20 protein-coding genes and 2 pseudogenes are annotated in these 20,012 nt (G+C 70.7%); 5 read left to right on the top strand and 17 right to left on the bottom strand.

Features of this window, described 5'->3' with window-relative positions:
• Positions 1–23 precede the first annotated feature (23 nt).
• Complete coding sequence (locus RBJ65_RS28495; RefSeq protein WP_306317096.1) at positions 24–797, top strand: glycosyltransferase family 2 protein; 774 nt, start codon at positions 24–26, stop codon at positions 795–797.
• A gap of 117 nt (positions 798–914) precedes the next feature.
• Here RBJ65_RS28495 and RBJ65_RS28490 read toward each other — a convergent pair whose 3' ends face one another.
• Complete coding sequence (locus RBJ65_RS28490) at positions 915–1,046, bottom strand: hypothetical protein (RefSeq protein ID WP_306317097.1); 132 nt, start codon at positions 1,044–1,046, stop codon at positions 915–917.
• Positions 1,031–1,339 carry a hypothetical protein gene (locus RBJ65_RS42190; protein WP_372341191.1) on the bottom strand — a complete coding sequence of 103 codons (309 nt, stop codon included), beginning with the start codon at positions 1,337–1,339 and terminating at the stop codon, positions 1,031–1,033. Before RBJ65_RS42190 ends, RBJ65_RS28490 begins: the two co-directional genes overlap by 16 nt.
• A 305-nt stretch (positions 1,340–1,644) precedes the next feature.
• Between RBJ65_RS42190 and RBJ65_RS28480 the strand changes: the two genes are divergently transcribed.
• From RBJ65_RS28480 to RBJ65_RS28470, 3 genes are all read left to right on the top strand, one after another.
• Positions 1,645–1,977, top strand: coding sequence for a GNAT family N-acetyltransferase (locus RBJ65_RS28480; protein ID WP_306317098.1), 333 nt, complete (start codon positions 1,645–1,647; stop codon positions 1,975–1,977).
• A gap of 38 nt (positions 1,978–2,015) precedes the next feature.
• Entirely contained in the window at positions 2,016–2,486 is a 471-nt protein-coding gene (locus RBJ65_RS28475) for a (4Fe-4S)-binding protein (RefSeq protein ID WP_306317099.1), read from the top strand.
• 196 nt (positions 2,487–2,682) lie between these two features.
• Positions 2,683–4,386 carry a carbohydrate-binding module family 20 domain-containing protein gene (locus tag RBJ65_RS28470; RefSeq protein ID WP_306317100.1) on the top strand — a complete coding sequence of 568 codons (1,704 nt, stop codon included), beginning with the start codon at positions 2,683–2,685 and terminating at the stop codon, positions 4,384–4,386.
• Positions 4,387–4,442: 56 nt separating this feature from the next.
• Here the strand turns inward: RBJ65_RS28470 and RBJ65_RS28465 are convergent, their stop codons facing one another.
• The 9 genes from RBJ65_RS28465 to RBJ65_RS28425 all read right to left on the bottom strand — a co-directional run bounded on the left by RBJ65_RS28465 (position 4,443) and on the right by RBJ65_RS28425 (position 15,319).
• Positions 4,443–6,335 (bottom strand): M64 family metallopeptidase, encoded by a 1,893-nt coding sequence (locus RBJ65_RS28465; protein WP_306317101.1) that lies wholly within the window; start codon positions 6,333–6,335, stop codon positions 4,443–4,445.
• Between the two features lie 66 nt (positions 6,336–6,401).
• On the bottom strand, positions 6,402–7,409 hold the full coding sequence (locus RBJ65_RS28460) for a DUF2804 domain-containing protein (RefSeq protein ID WP_306317102.1): 1,008 nt from the start codon (positions 7,407–7,409) through the stop codon (positions 6,402–6,404).
• Positions 7,410–7,464: 55 nt separating this feature from the next.
• Positions 7,465–8,133 carry a GntR family transcriptional regulator gene (locus RBJ65_RS28455; protein WP_306317103.1) on the bottom strand — a complete coding sequence of 223 codons (669 nt, stop codon included), beginning with the start codon at positions 8,131–8,133 and terminating at the stop codon, positions 7,465–7,467.
• Positions 8,134–8,142: 9 nt separating this feature from the next.
• The gene (locus tag RBJ65_RS28450; RefSeq protein ID WP_306317104.1) at positions 8,143–9,309 is read right to left on the bottom strand and encodes a mandelate racemase/muconate lactonizing enzyme family protein; all 1,167 of its coding nucleotides are present in this window, start codon (positions 9,307–9,309) and stop codon (positions 8,143–8,145) included.
• On the bottom strand, positions 9,306–10,226 hold the full coding sequence (locus RBJ65_RS28445; protein WP_306317105.1) for a carbohydrate ABC transporter permease: 921 nt from the start codon (positions 10,224–10,226) through the stop codon (positions 9,306–9,308). The genes RBJ65_RS28450 and RBJ65_RS28445 overlap by 4 nt, the downstream gene beginning before the upstream one ends.
• Positions 10,220–11,146, bottom strand: a complete 927-nt coding sequence (locus RBJ65_RS28440) for a carbohydrate ABC transporter permease (protein WP_306317106.1) — start codon at positions 11,144–11,146, stop codon at positions 10,220–10,222. Before RBJ65_RS28440 ends, RBJ65_RS28445 begins: the two co-directional genes overlap by 7 nt.
• Positions 11,143–12,495 (bottom strand): sugar ABC transporter substrate-binding protein, encoded by a 1,353-nt coding sequence (locus RBJ65_RS28435; protein WP_306317107.1) that lies wholly within the window; start codon positions 12,493–12,495, stop codon positions 11,143–11,145. The genes RBJ65_RS28440 and RBJ65_RS28435 overlap by 4 nt, the downstream gene beginning before the upstream one ends.
• A 65-nt stretch (positions 12,496–12,560) precedes the next feature.
• Positions 12,561–13,688, bottom strand: coding sequence for a zinc-binding dehydrogenase (locus RBJ65_RS28430; protein WP_306317108.1), 1,128 nt, complete (start codon positions 13,686–13,688; stop codon positions 12,561–12,563).
• A 98-nt stretch (positions 13,689–13,786) separates the two neighbouring features.
• Positions 13,787–15,319 carry an alpha/beta hydrolase domain-containing protein gene (locus RBJ65_RS28425; RefSeq protein WP_306317109.1) on the bottom strand — a complete coding sequence of 511 codons (1,533 nt, stop codon included), beginning with the start codon at positions 15,317–15,319 and terminating at the stop codon, positions 13,787–13,789.
• Between the two features lie 111 nt (positions 15,320–15,430).
• Here RBJ65_RS28425 and RBJ65_RS28420 point away from each other — a divergent pair.
• A pseudogene (locus RBJ65_RS28420) lies at positions 15,431–15,649 on the top strand (catalase); the annotation flags it as partial.
• Between the two features lie 286 nt (positions 15,650–15,935).
• Here the strand turns inward: RBJ65_RS28420 and paaE are convergent.
• The 6 genes and pseudogenes from paaE to RBJ65_RS42185 all read right to left on the bottom strand — a co-directional run.
• Entirely contained in the window at positions 15,936–17,045 is a 1,110-nt protein-coding gene (gene paaE, locus RBJ65_RS28415; RefSeq protein ID WP_306317110.1) for a 1,2-phenylacetyl-CoA epoxidase subunit PaaE, read from the bottom strand.
• The gene (gene paaD, locus RBJ65_RS28410) at positions 17,045–17,572 is read right to left on the bottom strand and encodes a 1,2-phenylacetyl-CoA epoxidase subunit PaaD (protein ID WP_306317111.1); all 528 of its coding nucleotides are present in this window, start codon (positions 17,570–17,572) and stop codon (positions 17,045–17,047) included. The genes paaE and paaD overlap by 1 nt, the downstream gene beginning before the upstream one ends.
• Positions 17,566–18,435 (bottom strand): 1,2-phenylacetyl-CoA epoxidase subunit PaaC, encoded by an 870-nt coding sequence (paaC, locus tag RBJ65_RS28405; RefSeq protein WP_306317112.1) that lies wholly within the window; start codon positions 18,433–18,435, stop codon positions 17,566–17,568. Before paaC ends, paaD begins: the two co-directional genes overlap by 7 nt.
• Positions 18,436–18,480: 45 nt before the next feature.
• Complete coding sequence (paaB, locus tag RBJ65_RS28400; RefSeq protein ID WP_306317113.1) at positions 18,481–18,774, bottom strand: 1,2-phenylacetyl-CoA epoxidase subunit PaaB; 294 nt, start codon at positions 18,772–18,774, stop codon at positions 18,481–18,483.
• On the bottom strand, positions 18,771–19,796 hold the full coding sequence (gene paaA, locus RBJ65_RS28395) for a 1,2-phenylacetyl-CoA epoxidase subunit PaaA (RefSeq protein ID WP_372341192.1): 1,026 nt from the start codon (positions 19,794–19,796) through the stop codon (positions 18,771–18,773). The genes paaB and paaA overlap by 4 nt, the downstream gene beginning before the upstream one ends.
• Positions 19,793–19,909, bottom strand: a pseudogene (locus RBJ65_RS42185) (enoyl-CoA hydratase/isomerase family protein); the annotation flags it as partial. The pseudogene RBJ65_RS42185 and the gene paaA, both read right to left, overlap by 4 nt.
• Between the last annotated feature and the right edge of the window lie 103 nt (positions 19,910–20,012).

Below are 20,012 nucleotides of genomic sequence, written 5' to 3'. Positions count from 1 at the left end.
AGACCCGTCAAAGGAGAATTGCAGTGCCCCTGGTTTCCGTCGTGATGCCCGTCTACAACTCGGCGGACACGCTCGGTGCCGCGGTGCGGTCGGTGCTCACACAGACCCACGGCGATGTGGAGCTCCTGGTCACCGACGACCAGTCGTCGGACGGCTCCATGGACCTGCTCCAGGAGTTCGCCCGGCAGGACGAGCGCGTCCGCCCGGAGGCGGCACCCGAGCGCGGCGGAGCGGGCCGGGCCCGCAACCTCTCCATGGAGCGGGCCAAGGGTGACTACATCGCCTTCCTCGACAGCGACGACATGTGGCTGCCGCGGAAGCTGGAACGCCAGCTCGCGTTCGCCGCGGAGGGCACCGCGCCGCTCACGTTCACCTCGTACTTCAAGATGGACGCCGACCACGCGGGCGAGAGCACCGACTTCGTGCCGAACGGGCGGGTCATCCACGCCACGCCGCACGTGGACTACCGGCAGATGCTCGTCCGGGACCACATCGGCGCCCTGACCGCCATGTACGACCGCAACGTGCTGGGCACGCGGCTGATGCCCTCGATGCGCAAGCGGCAGGACTACGCCCTGTGGCTGTCGATCATGCGGGACGGCCACGACGCCAGGGGCCTGGACGAGCCGCTGGCGGTGTACCGGGCAGGACAGGCGGGGTCGCTGTCGTCCAACAAGATGTCGCTGGTCCAGTACAACTGGGAGCTCTACCGGCAGCACGAGCACCTGTCGGTGGCCCGGTCGACGCGGGCCCTGGCCGGCGCGGTGTGGCAGTCGCTGCGCAACTCGCGGATCTAGGACCTGTCACCTGTCGTTCGGGGCAGGCCCTGCCCGGCACCGGCTCTCAGCCCTTCGCCGCCCGCCGCCGCTGGTGGATCACGCCCGCGGCGACGGCGAGGGCCGTCACGCCCAGGGTCAGCGACAGCGCACGGCGTCGCTCGGCAGGAAGTAGTTGGCGACCACGGTGAGCAGCCCGATGCTGGAGGCGCCGATCACGGCCGCGGCGGGCACGCCCTGACGGGTGGTGCGGGTCAGGACGCGGGGCACCTCACCGCGTTCGGCCAGCGAGTGCACCACTGATAGGCGTACAGCCAGCCGATGGTGAGACCGGCCCAGGGGCCGAGTTCGCGCCCGGCGTAGCTGGAGAACGATCCGGTGTCGGGCCGGGCGACGGAGAGTTCGGCGAGCATCCGCATGACCAGGATGACCAGCAGGCCGATGGCGGCGTACGCGACGACGACCGCGGGTCCCGCGAGCGGATCCTCGCCGGCCTCCGCCCGGCCGTGGGCCGCACCTTCCTGCCCGAGGGCGTCGTCCTCGCCATGCTGGGGCCGGGCCACTACAGCGACCGGATCGGCGACAGCATCGCCGACCCCTGGCAGTACGCGACCGGTGTGCGCGACGGCCCTGGTGGCGGGCGAGCCCGTGCTGCGCGACGGCGAGGTCACGGGGGCGCGGCCGGGACGGGTGCTGCGCAGGGCGACGGGCGGGTGAGGTGCGGTCCGCGCCCGCCGAGCCGGGGCCGCCGCCCCACCGGCGGGGCCCGGCGGAGCCCGCCATGCGCGGTCCGTTCCCGGGCCGCATCCTGGAAGGGCCCGCACGGCATTCCGCCGGCCCCGCCCGGCCCGGCTCCCGAGGAGGACACGTGGCGGTCAAGATTGTCGACGTACCGGAGAAGCGGCGCTACGAGGCGCTGCTCGACGAGGGGGCCGACGACGGGTCCGGCGAGAGGTCCGCGGTCGCGGGCCACGCCGAGTACATCCGCACACCGGAGCTGATCGCCTTCGTGCACACCGAGGTGGAGCCCGGACACGAGGGGCAGGGGATCGGATCCTCACTGGTCCGTACGTCTCTGGACGAGGCACGCGATGCGGGGCTGCGCGTCCTGGCGACCTGCCCCTTCTACGCGGACTGGATCAACCGCCACCCCGAGTACGCCGACCTGCTCTACCAGGCCCGGAGCAAGGTCAGCGACTGACGCGATCGGCCCATGACGCGGCCAGGGAGACCGGCATCATGAACGGCAAACCCCACAAGAAGGCCTACAAGTCCCCGGACATCACCGTGACCTTCGAGGCGCGACGGTGTCTGCACGCCGCCGAGTGCGTCAACGGCCTTCCCTCGGTCTTCGACACGACCGTGCGCCCCTGGATCCGCCCCGACGGAGCCCCGGCCGACCAGGTGGCGGAGGTGGTGCGCCGCTGCCCGTCGGGAGCACTCCACTACGAACTGGCCGACGCCGAGGCGGAGACCCCGGACCGCCCCACCCGCATCACACGCACTCCGGCCGGACAGCTCTACGTACGAGGCGACCTGCTGCTCGCCCCGACCACGGCGACGGCCCCGGAAACGGAGACGGAGACGGACGCGGAAACCGAAACGGACGCGGAGGTCGGCCCGCGCCGGGAGACCAGAGTCGTCCTGTGCGGCTGCGGCGACAGTGGACTCCAGCCCTACTGCGACCACTCCGGCCCCTGCGGCCGTTGACACCCCGCTACCTCAGACGCCGAGCGGAAACCCTCGCCGCCTCTGCCTGTCCCAAGTATTGACCGTGGGGTGGGGTCCTCGTACGGTCAAGCCCGCAACATCTTGCAGCAAGTTCCATCAAGGACTTACAGATAGCGATGCCGCCCTACTGGCCGCTCGCCGCGCACCCCATTTCGCCCTCCGAAAGGGATGATTCATGGCCAGAAAGTCCGTGACCGCCACGCTCGCCGCCTTAGCCGGAGCCGCCGCTTCCGTCATGTCGCCGGGCCCGGCGCAGGCCGCCCCACCCGGCGACAAGGACGTCACCGCGGTGATGTTCGAGTGGAACTTCGCCTCGGTCGCCAAGGAGTGCACGAACACCCTCGGCCCGGCCGGATACGGCTACGTCCAGGTCTCCCCGCCGCAGGAGCGCGTGCAGGGCGCGCAGTGGTGGACCGCCTATCAGCCCGTCAGCTACAAGATCGCCACCAAGTTCGGTGACCGGGCCGCCTTCAAGTCCATGGTGGACACCTGCCACGCCGCGGGCGTGAAGGTGGTCGCGGACACGGTCATCAACCACATGGCCAACTCCTCCGGCACGGGCACAGGCGGCACCGGGTACAGCAAGTACGACTACCCCGGCACCTACTCCGGCGCGGACATGGACGACTGCCGCTCCGTGATCAACAACTACCAGGACCGCTGGAACGTCCAGCACTGCGAACTGGACGGCCTGCCCGACCTCGACACCGGCGAGGACCATGTGCGGGGGCGCATCGCGGCGTACCTGAACGACCTGCTCTCCCTGGGGGTCGACGGCTTCCGGATCGACGCGGCCAAGCACATGCCCGCGGGCGACCTCGCCGACATCAAGTCCCGGCTGAGCGACTCCGGCGCCTATTGGAAGCAGGAGGTCATCGGGGCGGCCGGCGAGGCCGTGCAGCCGGGCGAGTACCTGAACACGGGCGACGTCCAGGAGTTCCAGTACGGCCGCGATCTCAAGCGCGTCTTCAACAGTGAGAAGCTCGCCTACTTGAAGAACTTCGGCGAGGGATGGGGGTACCTCTCCAGCGGCAGGGCCGCGACCTTCGTCGACAATCACGACACCGAACGCAACGGCTCCACACTGAGCTACAAGGACGGCGCCAACTACACTCTCGCCCACGTCTTCATGCTCGCCTGGCCCTACGGCGCACCGGACGTGCACTCCGGATACGAGTTCAGCGACAGGGACGCGGGCGGCCCCAACAACGGCCAGGTGAACGCCTGTTACACCGACGGCTGGAAGTGCCAGCACGCCTGGCGCGAGATCGCGAGCATGGTCGCCTGGCGCAACACCGCACGCGGCCAGGCCGTCACCGACTGGTGGGACAACGGCAACAACCAGATCGCGTTCGGCCGCGGCGCCAAGGCGTACGTCGCCATCAACCACGAAGGCTCGTCGCTGACCCGTACCTTCCAGACGTCACTGCCCGCCGGCGACTACTGCGACGTCCAGTCCGGCAAGGGTGTCACCGTGAACTCCGCGGGACAGTTCACCGCCACGCTCGGCGCCAACACGGCCGTCGCGCTGCACATCGGGGCCAGGACCTGCGCGGGCGGCGGCGGCCCGACCGAGCCGGCCCCCGCCACCGGGGCGTCCTTCAACGTGAACGCCACCACCACGTGGGGCCAGAACGTCTACGTCACCGGCGACAAGAGCCAGCTGGGCAACTGGAACACCGCGAACGCCCTGAAGCTCGACCCGGCCGCCTACCCGGTGTGGAAGCTGAACGTGTCGCTGCCCGCCGGAACCACCTTCGCGTACAAGTACCTCCGCAAGGACGCGGGCGGCAACGTGACCTGGGAGAGCGGAGCCAACCGCACGGCGACCGTCCCCTCCTCCGGCACCGTCACCCTCAACGACACCTGGCGCGACTGACCCGTGCCGCCCGGACCCCGTGGCGGTCCGGGCGGCGCTCGGGGGTGCGGGTCGTCTCAGTCCCGCTTCTCGACCAACGTGACCTCGAACTTCCGTGCCGGGGCGATGTTCCCGGCCGCGTCGACCGACCGGTACTCGATCGTGTGCGTGCCGTAGCGCGGCGTCGGATCGTCCCACGGCACCGCGCGGGCGTCGCCGAGCTTTCCGTACACGAGGTCGTCGATGACGGTCCCCTCCGGGGTGAACCGGTACGGCGCGTCCGCGTCCGTCGGCCAGCCGTAGTACGTGTACCAGCCGTCGCCGTCCACCCGGAACTGGCTGACGACCGCGCCCTCCTGGTCGTCCCGCCCGGTGAGCTTCATCGTGAACGGTCCGTCGTACACGTAACGCGTCGGCTGCCCGGGCCTCTTGACGGTCCGCAGCGGTGCGGACAGCTCGTACGAGGTGGTGGCAGGTGTCGCGTCGACCGTCCAGGTCAGGACGGAGTCACCGGTGCGGGCCGTGACGGTGTGGGGCGTGCGGCCGAGTGCGCCGAGGTCCAGGTCGCGGTCGTTGCCGGGGTTCGCGATGTCCTTGCCGTCCACGGCCCAGCGCACGCGTGGCACTCCGGTGGCCGGGTGGGTGGTGTCCGCGTGGATCACCGACCGGGCGCCGACCGGGGTGTCGGTCGCGGTGTGGTGGGTGAACTCGGCCTCGGTGGCGTCCGGTTGGGTGGTGAGCGTGCCGTCCACGGTCCATTCGACGGTACGCGTCAACGCCTCGGAACCCCGGATCTCGGGATCGCGTACGAACGGCGTCGGGTCGGTGACGGTCGCGGTCAGCTTGTGCTTGCCGCGCCCGAGGTCGATGCCGAGCTTCTTGAGGTCCAGGCTGCGGACGCTGTGCGCGACCGGCTTCCCGTCCAGCCGCCACACGGTGTCGAGTTCACCGCCGACCGGGTGCATGGTGTCGACGAACACGGCCCGGTCCGCGCCCACCGGGGCGGAGTCGGGGGTGTGGTCCTGGATCAGGTTCACCTTGCCCGAGATCGCCTTGACCATGACCTCGCGGCCGATCTGGTCGAAGGCGTAACCGAGCGTCTTCATCATCGAGTGCCTGCTGGGCCGCCAGACACCTGTGGTGCTGTACATGCCGCCCTCGTACGTCCCTATCCTGCCGCCCGAGAGGCTCTCCTCGCCGAGCCAGCGCCACCACTTCTTCTTGCGGTCGGCCAGCTGCTCGGCGGTGAGGGTGGTGTGGTGGGCGGAGGCGGGTTCGCCACCCTGGTAGGCGCCGCCGGGCTCGCCGCGGCCGTAGTAGTCGTACTCGTCCTGGAGCCCCCCGAGCGAGTGGCCGATCTCGTGCGGAGTGATCAGCGAGGACAGGGCGTTGCCACCCGACGCCGTCGCGTACGTGCCGCCCGCGCCGCCGTAGGTGTCGCTGTTGCCGAGCGCCACGATCTGCCGGTTGGCCGTGGTCGTGCCCGCCACCAGGTCGGCCTGCGCGGTGGCGGCCGAGCTGTCCACGGTCAGCAGCCGCTGCACGCTGTCCGCGTCGCAGCCGCCCCAGAACCCCATGTCGAGACGGGTGTCGCGGCGGGGCGCGTCGAGGCCCGGGTCGCAGTCGACGCCCGACTCCGCCGAAGGCGCCTCGACGGCCCAGACGTTGATGTATGAGCGGTACGAGGCGAACGGCTCGATCGACCAGAGCACGTTCATGTGCCGTTCGACGTCCGCACGGAACTCGGGCATCTCGTCGGCCGTGTAACCGTCGCCGAGCACCACCATGTTGAACCGCTTCTCGGCGGGCCCGGTCTGCTGGACCGGCACGACGGTCGCGTCGGCCGTCACATCGGCCGTCGTATCCGCGGCGGACGCGGACGCGGGCGTGGGCGTGGCGCTCAGGGCGCAGGCGGCGAGGAGCGCGGCCGCGGCGGCCAGCGCCAAGGGTCTCCGTTGGATGATGGACATGACACGGGAGCGTATGGCGGTGCCAACGAGCCGTAAAGGGAGGTGAGTTCGGGTGCCACCCCCGGCTCACCAGCGCCGGTACACCTCCTCGGCCCAGCCGAAGAGGTCCCGCACCTCCACGGTCTCGCCGTCGTCGTCGACGACGCGGCCCTGGTACCGGCCGAACGCCTGGTCCTCCCGGCTGCGCATCCACAGCCTGGAGGTGTCGGACGAGCGTACGTACTCGGGCTTGAACTCCAGGTCGACGCGCTCACCGGTGATCTGCCACGGGGCGTACCAGTCCCGGCTGTCGTAGCGCCACACCAGTTCTTCGCTGATCTTGTGCAGGCGGCCGTCGATGAACAGGCCGTTCTCCACGCTGCCCGTGCCGTCGGTCCACTTGCCGCCGATCTGGAGGCCGATCTCCCGGCCGTCGCAACTGCCGTGCGCGGCGCCCCAGTTCCACAGGGTGCTGCTCGGCCAGCGGCCGCGGCCGTGGTCCAGGGTGGCCACGGATTCCTCGGCCGACACCGGGATCCGCGTCCCGTGCACGGTGAGGGTGCCTTCCACGGGCCGGCCGACGTCCTTGACCGTGTACTGGAACCGCCGGTCCGACCAGGGCACCACCACCGCGAGGCTGTCCCTGCCCTCGACGCGCTCCACCCGCAGATCGGCCCGGAGGTCACCCGCGTCCACCCGCAGTCGGGTGTGCCCGGGGACCTCCTCGATCGAGACCGAGTTCTCGCCGGGCCCCAGCCAGACGCTGCCCTCGCCGCAGCGGTCCGGGAAGTTGACGCCCCTGGCGGGCTTGGTCACCTCCACCGAGCGGACGGGGGTGTTGGTGCGGCGGTCCAGGCACCAGGCGCCCTTGCTGGACAGGTAGTCGAGGCTGGACGCGGTGATGGCGAACAGATGGGTCGGCGTGACGACGCACCAGTACTCCCAGCGCATCGTGCGGCCCCAGCCCCTGATGTTGGTGCGGTGCAGGGGAGCCCGGCTCCAGCCGACGGCGGCCGGGTTGAGCCGCCCGTCCGGTCGGCACAGGTCGGTCCGCTGGGTGATCTCGCGCTCCGCTACGCGGTGCCCGGTGTGCATGTGGCTCTCCTTGGATTCACGGATTACGGGTTCACGGGTTCACGGATTCACGGGTTCACTCGTTCTTCGCCGACGAGGCGTCGAGCGCGCGGATCAGCGCGTCCATGGCCGCCAGTTCGTGGGTGCGCACGAGTTCCGCCGCCTTGTGGAACTCGCCCTCCACGAGCGCGTTCCGGATGGCGAGGTGCTCGGCGTGGGACTCGGGAAGCCGCCACGGCACCAGCTGGAAACCGCGTTGCGCCGTCGCGGTCTGGGACCAGACGCCGAGCAGCATCCGGTGGATCATCCGGGTGTGCTCGGTGTCGCAGAGCAGTGAGTGGAAGCGCCTGTTGAGGGTGGCGAACCGGGCCACGTCCTCGGCTGCGACCGCTTCGGCGGAGTCGGCGAGTACCTCGTCGACCTGCTCCAGCCGGTCCCCCTCCAGCGGTCCGCCGAGTTCCAGGGCAAGGGCCGACAGCGCCGCCCTGACCCCGTACAGCTCGCGCGCGTTGTCCACCGTCACCTGGGCCACCACCGCGCCCACGTGCGGCCGTTCGACCAGCCAGCCCTCCGAGACGAGCTGCTTGATGGCCTCCCTGACAGGCGTCTCGCTGATGCCGACGGCCTCCGCGACCGGGCGTGCCACGAGCTTCGTGCCCGGTTCGGCCCGCCCGGACATGATCAGCTGTTTGATGTGCTCCGCGGCGAGGTCCGCCTTCGTCCTGAAGGGTTCTGGCTGGGTCATGTGCGCCTCTCACACCTGCTGTACGGTCAGCGGCTCGATGGCCGCACGGTCAAGTTCGACGCCGATCCCCGGGCCCTCGGGAAGGGTTACGTTCCCGGAGGCGTCGGGCAGCAACGGGCGGGTGAGCATCACGTGGAAGACCTCCGGCACGATCACCGGGGGGTCGTACGGATACTCCAGCCAGTCGCAGTTCGGCAGCGAGGCGCAGAGCTGAAGGTTGCCCGCCACGCCGAGGCCGGTCGCCCAGGCGTGCGGGATCACCTTCCGCTGCCGCGCCGCGGCCATCATCCCGAACATCCGCAGCGCGCCGATCTCCTCGCTCTCGTTGGCGTCGGGCTGGTAGATGTCGAAGCAGTCGTCCTCCAGGAGGCGGACGAGCTGCCCGATGCCGCGGTTGTGCTCGCAGCCCGCGATCGGGACGGGTGAGGCGGCCGTCAACTCCCGCTGGGCGCGGTAGTCGTGACGGCCCAGCGGCTCCTCCAGCCAGGCCACGCCGAGGTCGGCGAACTCGCGGGCGGTGGCGAGGGCCCGTTCGAGGTCCCAGATCATCCGGGTGCCGTCGGGCCGGTAACGCCAGGCCGCGGCCGCCTGGTTGGCGTCGACCATCAGCGCCACGTCGGGACCGACCGCTTCCCGCACGGCCGTCACCTGGGCCACGTCTTCGGCGATCGTGTCGGCGTGCACCCGCAGCTTGATGCCGGTGAACCCCGCCGCGACCGCGCTGAGTGCGTCGTCGACCCGTTCCTCGACACCGCGCACCTCGCCGAAGCTGGCGTAGGCGCGCACCGGGTCCGGTTCGCCGCCCCACAGTTGGTGCAGCGGCCGGCCGCAGGTCCTGCCGACCGCGTCCCAGACGGCGACGCCCACCACCCAGGGCCGGGGGAAGACGTATTCGGCGACGTATCGGAGCCGGTTGGCGATGCCGGTGGTGGCGAAGACGTCGAGGCCGACGAGCGCGGGGCGCAGCCACGTACGAACCGTTTCGAGGAGCATGGGCCCTGTGCCGTGCCCCATGTCCCCGCCGGCGACGCCGACGACACCGTCCTCGGTCTCCACCTCCACGATCACGGCGGACATGACGCGGTGGCCGCCCTCCGGCGCCCAGGAGGGGCGGAAGGGGCGCGGGTAGGGCAGTTCGACGAGCCTGGCGCGGACGTCCCGGATGCGTGAGGTCATCCCTTGGTGGCTCCGTCCGCGAGACCCTTGACGAGGTACTTCTGTACGGCGAGGGCGAAGACGACGACCGGCAGCACGGTCAGTACTCCGACGGCCGCGAGCGGGCCCCAAAGCCCGCCCCGTTCGGTGTCGGCGGCCATGCCCGCGATGGCGACCGGGATGGTGACCGCGTGGTCGTTGGTGAGGACCAGCGCGAACAGCAGCTCTTCCCAGGCCAGGATGATGCAGTAGATCAGCGTGGAGACGAGCCCGCTGAGGCTGCACGGCACGATGATGCGGAAGAACGCGCCGAACCGTGTGCACCCGTCGACCATCGCCGACTCCTCCAACTCCCGTGGCAGACCGCGGAAGAAGGCCTGCATCAGCCACACCACGTACGGGATGAGGAAGGTCATGTAGGCGAGGATCACGGTGATGTACTGGTCCGTCAGCTGGAGTTTGCGGGCGACCAGGAACATCGGGACGACGAGGGCGATAGGCGGCACCGCGCGGGAGGCGAGGATCAGCCCGGCGACCACGCCCGCGCCGCGCATCCGCAGCCGCGAGAGCGCGTAGCCGGCCATCGAGCCGACGACCATCGACACGATGGCCGAACCGCCCGCCACGATCACCGTGTTGATCATGCGAGGCAGGATCCGGGCCTGCTGGAAGTAGCTCGTGTAGTTCGTCGAGGTCAGCTCGCTGAACAGGCGGGGCGAGCTGGAGAAGATGTCCCGCGGCAGCTTGAGCGAGATGCTGACCATCCACAGCACCGGGAAGAGGAAGGCCAGTGTCACCAGGCAGGCTCCCGCGATGGCCAGGACCCGGCCCCACCTGATGCCAGGACGTCCTTGCCGCCGTCCGCCACCGTCCCGCGCGGGGGTGGGCGCGGTCCGCTTCCGGGGCCCGGAGGCCGTCTGTACCGTCTCGCTCACCATCGGTTCTCCAGCCGCCGGGTCATCCGGAAGAGCACGTACGTGACCGCCAGCGTCAGCAGCAGCACCAGGGTGGCCATGGAGGAGGCGCTGCCGAACTCCAGGCTGCGGAAGCCCTTGTCGTAGATGTAGAGGTTCACCACGTCGGTGGCCTGTCCGGGGCCGCCCTTGGTGGCGGCGAGCGCGATGTCGAACATCTTCACCGCGCCGAGCCAGCGCACGATGAACGCCGCCGACATGACCGGTACGAGGAGCGGCAGCGTGATCCGCCACAGGGTGCGCAGCGCGGACGCGCCGTCCATCTTGGCCGCCTCGTACACCTCGGAGGGCAGCGCCATGATTCCGGCCGAGGCGATCAGCACCACGAAAGGTGTCCAGCGCCAGGTGTCGATGACGACGAGGCTGACCATGGCGAGCGTCGGGTCGCCGAGCCACTCCACGGGCCCGATGCCGACGAGCCCGAGTACGTGGTTGACGATGCCCCACATCGGGTCGAGCAGCATCCGCCAGATCCCGCCCGCGACGACCGGGGCGACCACCATCGGGATGAGGAACAGCGCCCTGAGCACGCCGCGGCCCTTCCAGTCCACGTTGAGCAGAAAGGCAATCGCGAATCCGAGCACCATCTGGAGTGGGAGCGCGAGGATCAGGTAGACGCCGGTCACCTTCAGGGACTGCGCGAAGCCCGGATCCTGCAGTACGAGCCGGTAGTTGCTCCAGCCGACCCATCCGGAGGGCTCGAACTTCGCGAGGTCGAACGAGGAGAAGCTGACCCACACCGTGTACGCGATCGGGTAGAGCAGCATGCCGCCGAGCAGCACGAGCGCGGGGGTCAGGAACAGCCACGCCGTGCCGGGCTCGCCGAGGCGGGCGCCACGGCGGAACGGAAGGAGCCCGCCGGGCTTCATGGTGGGGGTGGTCACTGGTCGTACCCCTTTGCCGCAAGGAGCGTATGGATGTCCTTCTCCGCCTGGTCGAGGGCGCCCTTCGCACTGACCTCACCGGACATGGCCCGGCTGGTCTGGAGCGCGAGGATCTGCTGGACGGCGTCGGACTCCGGGAGCCGGGGGCGGTACATCTTCCCGGCCTGCACGGCCTTGTCGCCCTTCTTGATGGCCTCGTAGACGGGGCCGAGCCAGTCGGCGGGCGGGTCGGCGAGTGTGGAGCGGCGGGCGGGGAACGAGCCCAGGTTGGCGCCGGCCCACCGCTCGCCCTTCTTCGAGGTGACCCACTGGAGGAACGTCCACGCGGCGGCCTGGTGGCGGGACTTCTTCGTGATCGCCGCCGACCAGACGCCGCGGTGTGTGCTGGGCCCGGCGGAACCGGCGGGCATGGTGGTGATGCCGACGTCTCCCGGGGCGAGCTTGGTGGACGTCTTGTCGAGGGCGGTGCCCTTGTAGACGCTGCCCCACATGAACATGGTGGCCGTCCGGCCCTGCCGGAACGCTTCAAGGGGCTCGTTGAACTGATACGTACTCGCCCCTGGCGGCGCGTGCCCCAGCAGATCCACGTGCGTTTGCAGCGCCTTCACGCCCTTGGCGTTGTTGAACGTCACGCGGTGGCGGCCGTCCATCAAGTGACCGCCGTCGGCGTTGAGGATCGACTGCCAAATGGTGGGCGTCAGCGGGTCCTTGGTGAAGTACGTGCCGATCGTCCAGGAGTCCTTCTTGCCGTCGCCGTTGGTGTCCTGGTCGAGCTTGCGGGCGTCCTTGAGGTACTGCTTCCAGGTCGTCCGCTCGTCGGGCTCGTCGACCCCGGCCTTCTTGTAGAGGGACCGGTTGTAGAACATCAGCATCAGGTTGGTGCGCACGGGCACGGCGTACTGATGTCCCTCGGCCTGCCCGGCCGCCAGGTCGGACGGCGTGAAGTCGGCCCAGTCGTACGCCTTGTCGGTGAATTTGCTGACGGCGCCATTACGCAGATCGAGCAGTGCCCCGCTCTCCGCGAGCCGGGGGATCCACGGGTCGTCGGCCAGCACGATGTCGTACGTGGGGGTGACGCCGGTCAGATCGAGCATCGTCTTCGGGAGCTGATCGGCATAGGGCAGCCCATCGACCCTGACCTTGATGCCCGGGTGCTCCTCGCGGAATCGCGGGACGAGCTTGTCCTGCCACTGCTTGGCGAAGGCGTCGTTGGCCAACACCCGTATCTCTACCGGGTGTTGGGCGGTGCCGAGGCTTCCGGCACCGCCCTTCTGCGGCGGCGAGCCACAGCCCGCGGCCAGCAGGGCCACGGCCGCGACAGCCGTGACCGGCACAGGGATTCTGCGCATGAAAAGCGGTCTCCTCACGACAGTTGGGAGAAGCGGAGGGGGAGGGAGGAACGGGAAGGGCGTGTTCAGGTGGCGGGCGCGACGGCGGCCTTGACGACGTCGCGGCCGTCGAGGGAGTAGCTGCCGTCGAGCGCGGCCAGCGCCTCGCCGACCCGCTCCAGCGGTACGCGATGGCTGACCACCCGCTCGTACGGCCGGTCCTGCCGCTCCAGGAGTGTCAGCGCCTCGTGGTAGCGGCGCCGCATCTCGGGGCCCGCGCCGTAGACGCCGGTGAGCGTGAGGTCGCGTCGCAGCAGGTCGGAGAAGGGGTTGAAGGGGATGGTGCCCCTGTCGGTGAAGTTTCCGAGTTCGGCGAGTACGCCGCCGTTCGCGAGGTATCCGATGGCCTCGGTGAACGCCTGGGGCGAACCGGCCGTGCCGAGCACGCAGTCGGCGCCTTCCGGTCGGCCGAGTGCGGTCAGTACGGCGCGGCGCAGCTGTGCGGTGTCGGTGTGTTCGGTGATGTCGACGACGTCGTCGGCGCCCAGCTCCCGGGCGAGAGCGAGGCGGGTGCCGGGGGCGCCGAGCGCGACGATGCGTGCGGCGCCCGCCGCACGGGCCGCGGCGACGGCCATGAGGCCGATCGCTCCGACCCCTTGAACCACCACCGTGGCGCCGATCCCGACACGGCCCCGGTCGATGCCGTGCAGCGCCACCGACAGCGGTTCCTGCAACACGGCGATTTCGGGCGGGAGTTCGGTGCGATGAAAGACGCTGCCCACGTTCGAGGCGAACAGGTACTCGCTGAACCCACCGCTCAGATCGGGGACCTCCCCCACCGGCGAGGCGAATCCGTAGGACGGGCGCCGGTCGCGGCAGGCCTCCGGCCGGTGCCTGACCTGACAGTCGAAGCAGACCCCACAGCTCAGCGCGGGCAGCACACCCACCCGGTCCCCCACGGCGACCGGCCGTCCCGCGTGGTCCGTGCGCAGACCGGGCCCGAGGGCGCTGAGTGTGCCGACGATCTCGTGTCCGAGCAGCGCGGGGAAGGTGACACCGGGAAGGCGACCGCGGTGGATGTGCGTGTCCGTGCCGCACATCCCGGTGAGTTCCACCTTCAGTACGAACTGGCCAGGACCGGGCTCGGGCACCTCGAAGTCACGGATCTCCATGGCTTCCCCGGCTCCGGGGACGATGGCCGCCCGCGCCCTCATCGACCGCACCCTTCCCAGATTCTGGATTCTATGGAATGTGGGATGAGCTTAAGCGGAGGATGATCCACCCGTCCAGGGGTGAGGCATGGGGTTCGGGGTCAGCCGCCGATGTCCGAATCCTGCGCGGCGTCGACGATCGCCGTCGCGTCCTCGGGCAGCAGGTAGCCGGCGTTGACGGACGCCTGCGCGGCGGTGCGTACCTTGCCCACGTAGTCGGCGTGGGTCGGGTAGAGCCTGCTGAGCACTGGTTCAGCCGTGGCAGGGAAGTTCGGGTCGGAGGGGTCGCCGTCGTCGTGCCGGTCCCAGGCGTCGGCATCGCCGTTCCAGGGGTCGCGCGCACCGTACAGGCCGCAGAAGACTCCGCTGTCGGTGGTGTCGCGCAAGCCGGTGAGCGTACGGGTGGGCACCGTGACGTCCGGCAGCCGGACCCCTCCGGAGGCCAGGCCGGTGGCGGGGTCACGCAGGAGGGTGCTCACCGGTGGAGCGCTCGGCGGGCGTGCGCCGCCACGCGCCCAGGCGGCGAGGTGGCGCAGCGCCGCGTTCATCGACCAGTGGCCGGGCCCGTCGTTGAAGGGGGCCGAGCCGGCGGCGCAGTCGGCCGACGGGCCGGCCGAGCCCGCCGATTTCCGCACGGTCGCTTCGCCGAGGTCGTACGCCCACTGGTCGCCGTGTGCGGTGCCGGCCAGTTCCCAGTGCACGACGCTGCCGGTGTCCGGCTGTCGTGCGATGGCGGCGCCCGGCACGTCGGTCTCGGTGAGCACGACGAACGTCGGCACCGTCAGGTCGGTTCTGACCCGGGACGGGTTCGGCATCAGCAGGGTGTCGGCGAGCACACCACTGATCGGTGAGGCGATCGCGCTGTTGCTGTGCACCATGAAGCCGTCGTAGGCCTTGGACACCGGCTGGACGGCGTTGACGTACGTCGTCATGAAGCCCGCCGATTGCGATTCGCCGTCGGCGAGCAGCGTGCGGACCGTGAGCCCGCCGAGCGGGTCGGGCCCGTCCGGGGTGCGCAGGGCCTGGCCCGCCTGGGAGAAGATGTCGTAGGCGAAGGCGTCCCCGGGGTGGACCAGGCTGCCGTACCGTGCCGGGTCCCAGCCCTTCAGGCCCTTGATCTCGCCCAGTCCGCCGTTGACCCCGACGGCTTGTGCCGAGACGCCGACCCAGGCGTAGCCCTGGCGCAGCAGCTCCTCCCGCTCGAACCAGTAGTCGGGGGAGAGTTCGATCTGGCCGCTGACGTTGAGCCATTCCACGACCACCGTGCCGTTGAACTCGGCCGGGTCGGCGGGCCTGCGCACCAGCAGGCGGCTCTTGTAGGCCGCGGTGTCGGTGGCGCGGACGGTCCATCGGCCGTCCGAGGTCCACAGACCGGACTTGGCGTACGAGGTGGCGGTGCCCGAGAAGAAGTACTCCCGCTCGGTGTAGCCGAAGGACCCGAGGTCCTCCGCCGCCGCGAGGAACGGGAAGCCGTGACTGCCTGTGGGTGGGACGGTGACCGTGGGGGCCGCGACCGCGCGGGCGGACGCCGCGGCCGGGTCGGCCAGGGGGATGCCGGACAGGGCGCCGCACAGCAGCGCCCCCAGTGCGGTGACGGTGACGGACCGCCTGGATAACCGAGCGAGTATGCCCACGAGGTACCTCCGTGTATGCGTGTCCAAGGGGCTGTGCCCGCAGTGTCGGCCCGCCGCCACGGGCTGCCATCGGCGAATCCACCGGTGTTCCAGGGCGCGCCTGGTGAGCAGCCCTCCGGAGGACCCCGCTCCCGGCCGTCCCGACCCGTACTGGACACGTCGGGGCGCGGCACGCCGCCCAGCTGGTACGCCGACGGTGACATCACCCGTGCCGCGTACGTCGACCACGCCGAGGACGACGACTGGGGTCAGCCCGGCACCCTGGTGCGCGAGATCCTCGACGACGCCGAGCGCGACCGCCTCGTCGACTCGGGCGTGGCACGGCGCCTGGGCTGCCGCCCGGCGCCTACACGTTCCCCGGCAGAGCGGAGGGCTTCCAGCCGTACGCCACCCGGCAGGACGCCGCGCTGCGCTCCGCCGCGACCGTCACGGGCACGGTCCGCGGCATCGACGGCGCGTACGCCTTCGCGGGTCTGAGCGGTGACACGTACACCGTCATCGCGAGCGGCTACCCGCCGGCCTCGAAGGCGGTCACGGTGTCGGGCACCGGCGCCCCGAGCGACGCCCTCGACGTCGCGCTCGGCCATCAGGACTGACGGGCGCGGGCCGCCACGGCTCAGCTGTCGAAGTCGACCGTCAAGGAGTCGGACACGGCGAAGGTCTGGCAGGTGAGGACGTAGCCGGCGTCGACCTCGGACCGTTCGAGGGCGAAGTTGCGGCGCATGTCCGCCTCGCCGTCGCACACGAGTGCCCTGCAGGTGCCGCAGACGCCGCCCTTGCAGGCGAACGGCACGTCGGGGCGGGCCTGTTGGGCGCCTTCCAGGATGCTGCGGTCCCGGGACAGCGGGGTGGTGGTCGTGCGGCCGTCGAGGCTGATGGTCACCTCGCTGGTGGGGCCGGACGCCCGAGGTGTCCCGGTGTGGGGTGTCTCGCGGGGCGGGGCGTCGTCCGCGTAGAAGAGTTCCTGGTGGACGCGGAGTTCGGGGACGCCGAGACCGTCGAGGACGGACCGCGCGTCGCGGACCATGCCGTGCGGGCCGCACAGCCACCAGTGGTCGGCGTCCGCGGTGTCGACGAGGGAGCCGATGAGCGCGGCGAGGCGGTCGGCGTCCAGGCGTCCCGAGAGCAGCTCGGCCTCGCGCGGTTCGCGGGAGAGGACGTGGGCGAGCTGGAAGCGGCTCGGGTACGCGTCCTTGAGGTCGGCCAGCTCGTCGGCGAACATCACGGTGCCGGTGCGCCGGTTGCCGTAGAAGAGGGTGACTCGGGAGCGCTCGTCCGCGGCGAGGACCGAGGCGGCGATGGACAGCATCGGGGTGATGCCGGAACCGGCCGCGATCAGTACGTGGTGGCCCGCTTCGGTGAGGTCAGGGGTGAACATGCCGGTAGGGGACATGACGTCGACCTCGTCCCCGGCACGTACGTCGTTCACCAGCCACGAGGAGAAGAGGCCGCCGGGGACGACGCGGACGCCGATCCGCGGGCCGCTGCCGACCGGTGAGCAGATCGAGTACGAGCGGCGCTCGTCGCGGCCCGCGATCTCGCGGCGCAGCGTCAGGGACTGGCCGGGCGCGAACGCGAACTCCTCGGCGAGATCGGCCGGTACGTCGAGGGTGACGGCCGCGGAGTCCTCGGTCAGCCGCTCGACCGCGGCGACCCGAAGGGTGTGGAAGGCCGGCCTGCGGCGAACACGCGCCGGTGCGGTGGTGGAGACGGTGGGGGCGGTCATCAGATCTCCTTGACCTGCTCGTACGGTTCCAGACAGCTGCGGCAGCGGCGCAGCGCCCGGCAGGAGGTGGCGCCGAAGCGGGAGGTCTCCTCGGTGTCGGCCGAGCCGCAGTGCGGGCAGGGCACGGACGCGGACGCGGACCAGCGGGTCGGTGAGAGGACCAGAGGGAGCGGGCCGGTTCCGTGGTGTCTCGGGGCCGGTCCCGGTGGTGCGATGCCGTGTTCGGTGAGCTTGCGGCGGCCCTCGTCCGATATCCAGTCGGTCGTCCAGGGCGGGTCGAGGACCGTCTCGATACGGACGTCGGTGAATCCGGCCCGTGCGAGACGCGCGGCCAGGTCGGATCGCATCTCGGCCATCGCGGGGCAGCCGGAGTACGTGGGCGTGAGGGTGGCGGTCACCGAACCGTCGACGCCGGTCCGCACGGCTCGCAGCACGCCCAACTCCGCGAGGGTGAGCATGGGCAGTTCCGGGTCCACGACCTCCGCGGCGATCCGCTCCGCGCTCGGGGCACCGGCCGCGGTCACCATGCGGCGTCCGGGTGGGCGCGGGCCACGCTCTGCAGCTCGGCGAGGAGTGGCTCCAGGTGCTCCGTGTGGTCTCCGGCGCGGCCGGAACCGGGGACCGTCGCCATGGGCGACGAGGTGAGGCCCGCGGCCTGTGCCACCTGCCCGAGGACCGCACGCGTCACATCGGCCACCTCGCGCGGCGCGACGCCGAACGCCTCCGCAACCCCGTCCCCGTACAACTCCCCCATCCAGGGCGCCAGTTCGTCCCACGCCTGCTGCATGCGGCGGTGGGATTCCGCGGTGCCGTCGCCGAGCCGGACGACCCACTCGGCGGCGTACTGGCGGTGGTAGGCCAGTTCCTTGGCGCCCTTGCCCGCGACGGCGGCGAGCACCGGGTCGGCGCAGCCGGTGAGCTGCTCGAACAGGGCGAGCCGCCAGGCGGACTGCACCAGGAGCCTGCCGACGCAGAACGCGAAGTCCCCGCCGGGGAGTTCGGCCAGGCGGACGTTGCGGAACGCGTCCGCGTCGCGGAAGTAGGCGTACGCGTCCTCGTCGCGGCCGGTGCCGTCGCACTGGCCCGCCCGGGAGTACAGCAGGCGGGCCTGGCCGAGCAGGTCGAGGCCGATGTTGGCGAGCGCGACCTCCTCCTCCAGTTCGGGCGCGCGGGTGCACCACTGGGCGAGCCGCTGCGCGGCGACCAGCGCGTCGTCGCCGAGCGCCGTGCAACAGGCGGCGAGCGCACGGCCGTCGACGCCCTCGGGCAGCGCGGTCGGCACGCCGTGCAGCGGGTCGGCGAAGCCGGTGCCGAAGGCCCAGCGGTCGCCGTCGGACGCCTCCTCGGCCCCCAGGTCGGCCAGGGCCAGATGCGCGTGATCGTCACTCATGTCTGTTCCCGTTCCTGTTCCAGTTCCTGTTCCTGTTCCTTCGCACTAGATGTGCGGGACGTCGTCCGGGATGTCGTAGAACGTCGGGTGGCGGTAGACCTTGTCGCCGCTCGGCTCGAAGAAGGGGTCCTTCTCGTCGGGGGCGGAGGCGGCGATGCCGTCGCTGCGCACCGCCCAGACGCTGACGCCTTCGTTGCGCCGGGTGTACAGGTCGCGGGCGTGGGTGAGCGCCATCCGGTCGTCGGCGGCGCGCAGCGAGCCGACGTGCACGTGGTTGAGTCCGCGCTTGCCGCGCACGAAGATCTCGTACAGCGGCCACTGGCCGTTCGTCCCGCTCATGCGGCGTGCTCCTTCGCTTCCCGGTCTGATTCCCGCTCGGCCCGCTTGGTCTGCTTGGCCGCGTGCGCCGCCGCCGCTTCGCGCACCCAGGCGCCTTCTTCGTGTGCCGTGCGGCGGCGGTCGACGCGCTCGGCGTTGCACGGTCCTTCGCCCTTGATGACGCGCGTCAGCTCGGCGAAGTCCGGTGTGCCGAAGTCGTGGTGGCCGCGCTCCTCGTTCCACCGCAGCTCGGGGTCGGGGAGGGTGACGCCCAGCTTCTCGGCCTGCGGGACGGTCATGTCGACGAACTTCTGCCGCAGCTCGTCGTTGGAGTGCCGCTTGATGCGCCAGGCCATCGACTGGGCGGAGTTGGGCGAGTCGTCGTCCGGCGGCCCGAACATCATCAGCGAGGGCCACCACCAGCGGTCGACGGCGCCTTGCACCATGGCCCGCTGTTCCTCGGTGCCGCGCGTCATCGTCATCAGCAGTTCGTAGCCCTGGCGTTGGTGGAAGGACTCCTCCTTGCACACCCGCACCATGGCCCGCGCGTACGGGCCGTACGAGCCGCGGCACAGCGGCACCTGGTTGCAGATCGCCGCGCCGTCGACGAACCAGCCGATGACGCCGACGTCCGCGAAGGTCGGGGTCGGGTAGTTGAAGATCGAGGAGTACTTCTGGCGGCCCGAGACCAGCCGCTCGGTCAGGTCCTGCCGGTCCGCGCCGAGCGTCTCGGCCGCCGAGTACAGGTACAGGCCGTGGCCCGCCTCGTCCTGCACCTTCGCGAACAGGATCGCCTTGCGGCGCAGTGAGGGCGCGCGCGTGATCCAGTCGCCCTCCGGCTGCATACCGATGATCTCGGAGTGGGCGTGCTGGGCGATCTGCCGGACCAGTGTCCTGCGGTAGCCGTCCGGCATCCAGTCGCGCGGTTCGATCCGCTGGTCCTTCGCGATGGTGCGCTCGAAGTGGGCCCGGAGGCGGTCTTCGGCGGCGTCGGCGTCCGGGGCGGCGGCTGCCGCCGTGTTGTCGTGCGCCATCGAACTCATCGACCGCTCCCCTTCTTCTCCAAGAAACGTGTCATCCGGTCCTTCTTGTCCTGGCCCTCGAACAGCACGGCCTGCGTGAGGTCGTCGGCGACCGGGTGCGCTCCGGGTGCGTCGAGGATGCCGAGCCCCGGCTCACGCTCCAACGCGTCGCAGACGGCGTGCAGTTCCTCGATCATCCGGCCGCTGATGGCGTTGCGCGTACGCAAACCCGTACTC

Source organism: Streptomyces sp. KL109B (genome assembly GCF_030766935.1).
In the GTDB taxonomy this organism is placed as follows: Bacteria; Actinomycetota; Actinomycetes; order Streptomycetales; family Streptomycetaceae; genus Streptomyces.
Note: the sequence above shows the minus strand (reverse complement) of the source record. Positions and strands in the feature narration are given on the sequence as shown.

Bases quoted from the DNA above. Each gene is read 5' to 3' on its own strand.
- RBJ65_RS28445 (WP_306317105.1), bottom strand. From the start codon at position 10,226: ATGGTGAGCGAGACGGTACAGACGGCCTCCGGGCCCCGGAAGCGGACC.
- RBJ65_RS28470 (WP_306317100.1), top strand. From the start codon at position 2,683: ATGGCCAGAAAGTCCGTGACCGCCACGCTCGCCGCCTTAGCCGGAGCC.
- paaE (WP_306317110.1), bottom strand. From the start codon at position 17,045: ATGACCGCCCCCACCGTCTCCACCACCGCACCGGCGCGTGTTCGCCGC.
- RBJ65_RS28465 (WP_306317101.1), bottom strand. From the start codon at position 6,335: ATGTCCATCATCCAACGGAGACCCTTGGCGCTGGCCGCCGCGGCCGCG.
- RBJ65_RS28455 (WP_306317103.1), bottom strand. From the start codon at position 8,133: ATGACCCAGCCAGAACCCTTCAGGACGAAGGCGGACCTCGCCGCGGAG.
- paaD (WP_306317111.1), bottom strand. From the start codon at position 17,572: ATGGTGACCGCGGCCGGTGCCCCGAGCGCGGAGCGGATCGCCGCGGAG.
- RBJ65_RS28450 (WP_306317104.1), bottom strand. From the start codon at position 9,309: ATGACCTCACGCATCCGGGACGTCCGCGCCAGGCTCGTCGAACTGCCC.
- paaA (WP_372341192.1), bottom strand. From the start codon at position 19,796: ATGAGTTCGATGGCGCACGACAACACGGCGGCAGCCGCCGCCCCGGAC.
- RBJ65_RS28435 (WP_306317107.1), bottom strand. From the start codon at position 12,495: ATGCGCAGAATCCCTGTGCCGGTCACGGCTGTCGCGGCCGTGGCCCTG.
- RBJ65_RS28475 (WP_306317099.1), top strand. From the start codon at position 2,016: ATGAACGGCAAACCCCACAAGAAGGCCTACAAGTCCCCGGACATCACC.
- paaB (WP_306317113.1), bottom strand. From the start codon at position 18,774: ATGAGCGGGACGAACGGCCAGTGGCCGCTGTACGAGATCTTCGTGCGC.
- RBJ65_RS28430 (WP_306317108.1), bottom strand. From the start codon at position 13,688: ATGAGGGCGCGGGCGGCCATCGTCCCCGGAGCCGGGGAAGCCATGGAG.
- RBJ65_RS28460 (WP_306317102.1), bottom strand. From the start codon at position 7,409: ATGCACACCGGGCACCGCGTAGCGGAGCGCGAGATCACCCAGCGGACC.
- paaC (WP_306317112.1), bottom strand. From the start codon at position 18,435: ATGAGTGACGATCACGCGCATCTGGCCCTGGCCGACCTGGGGGCCGAG.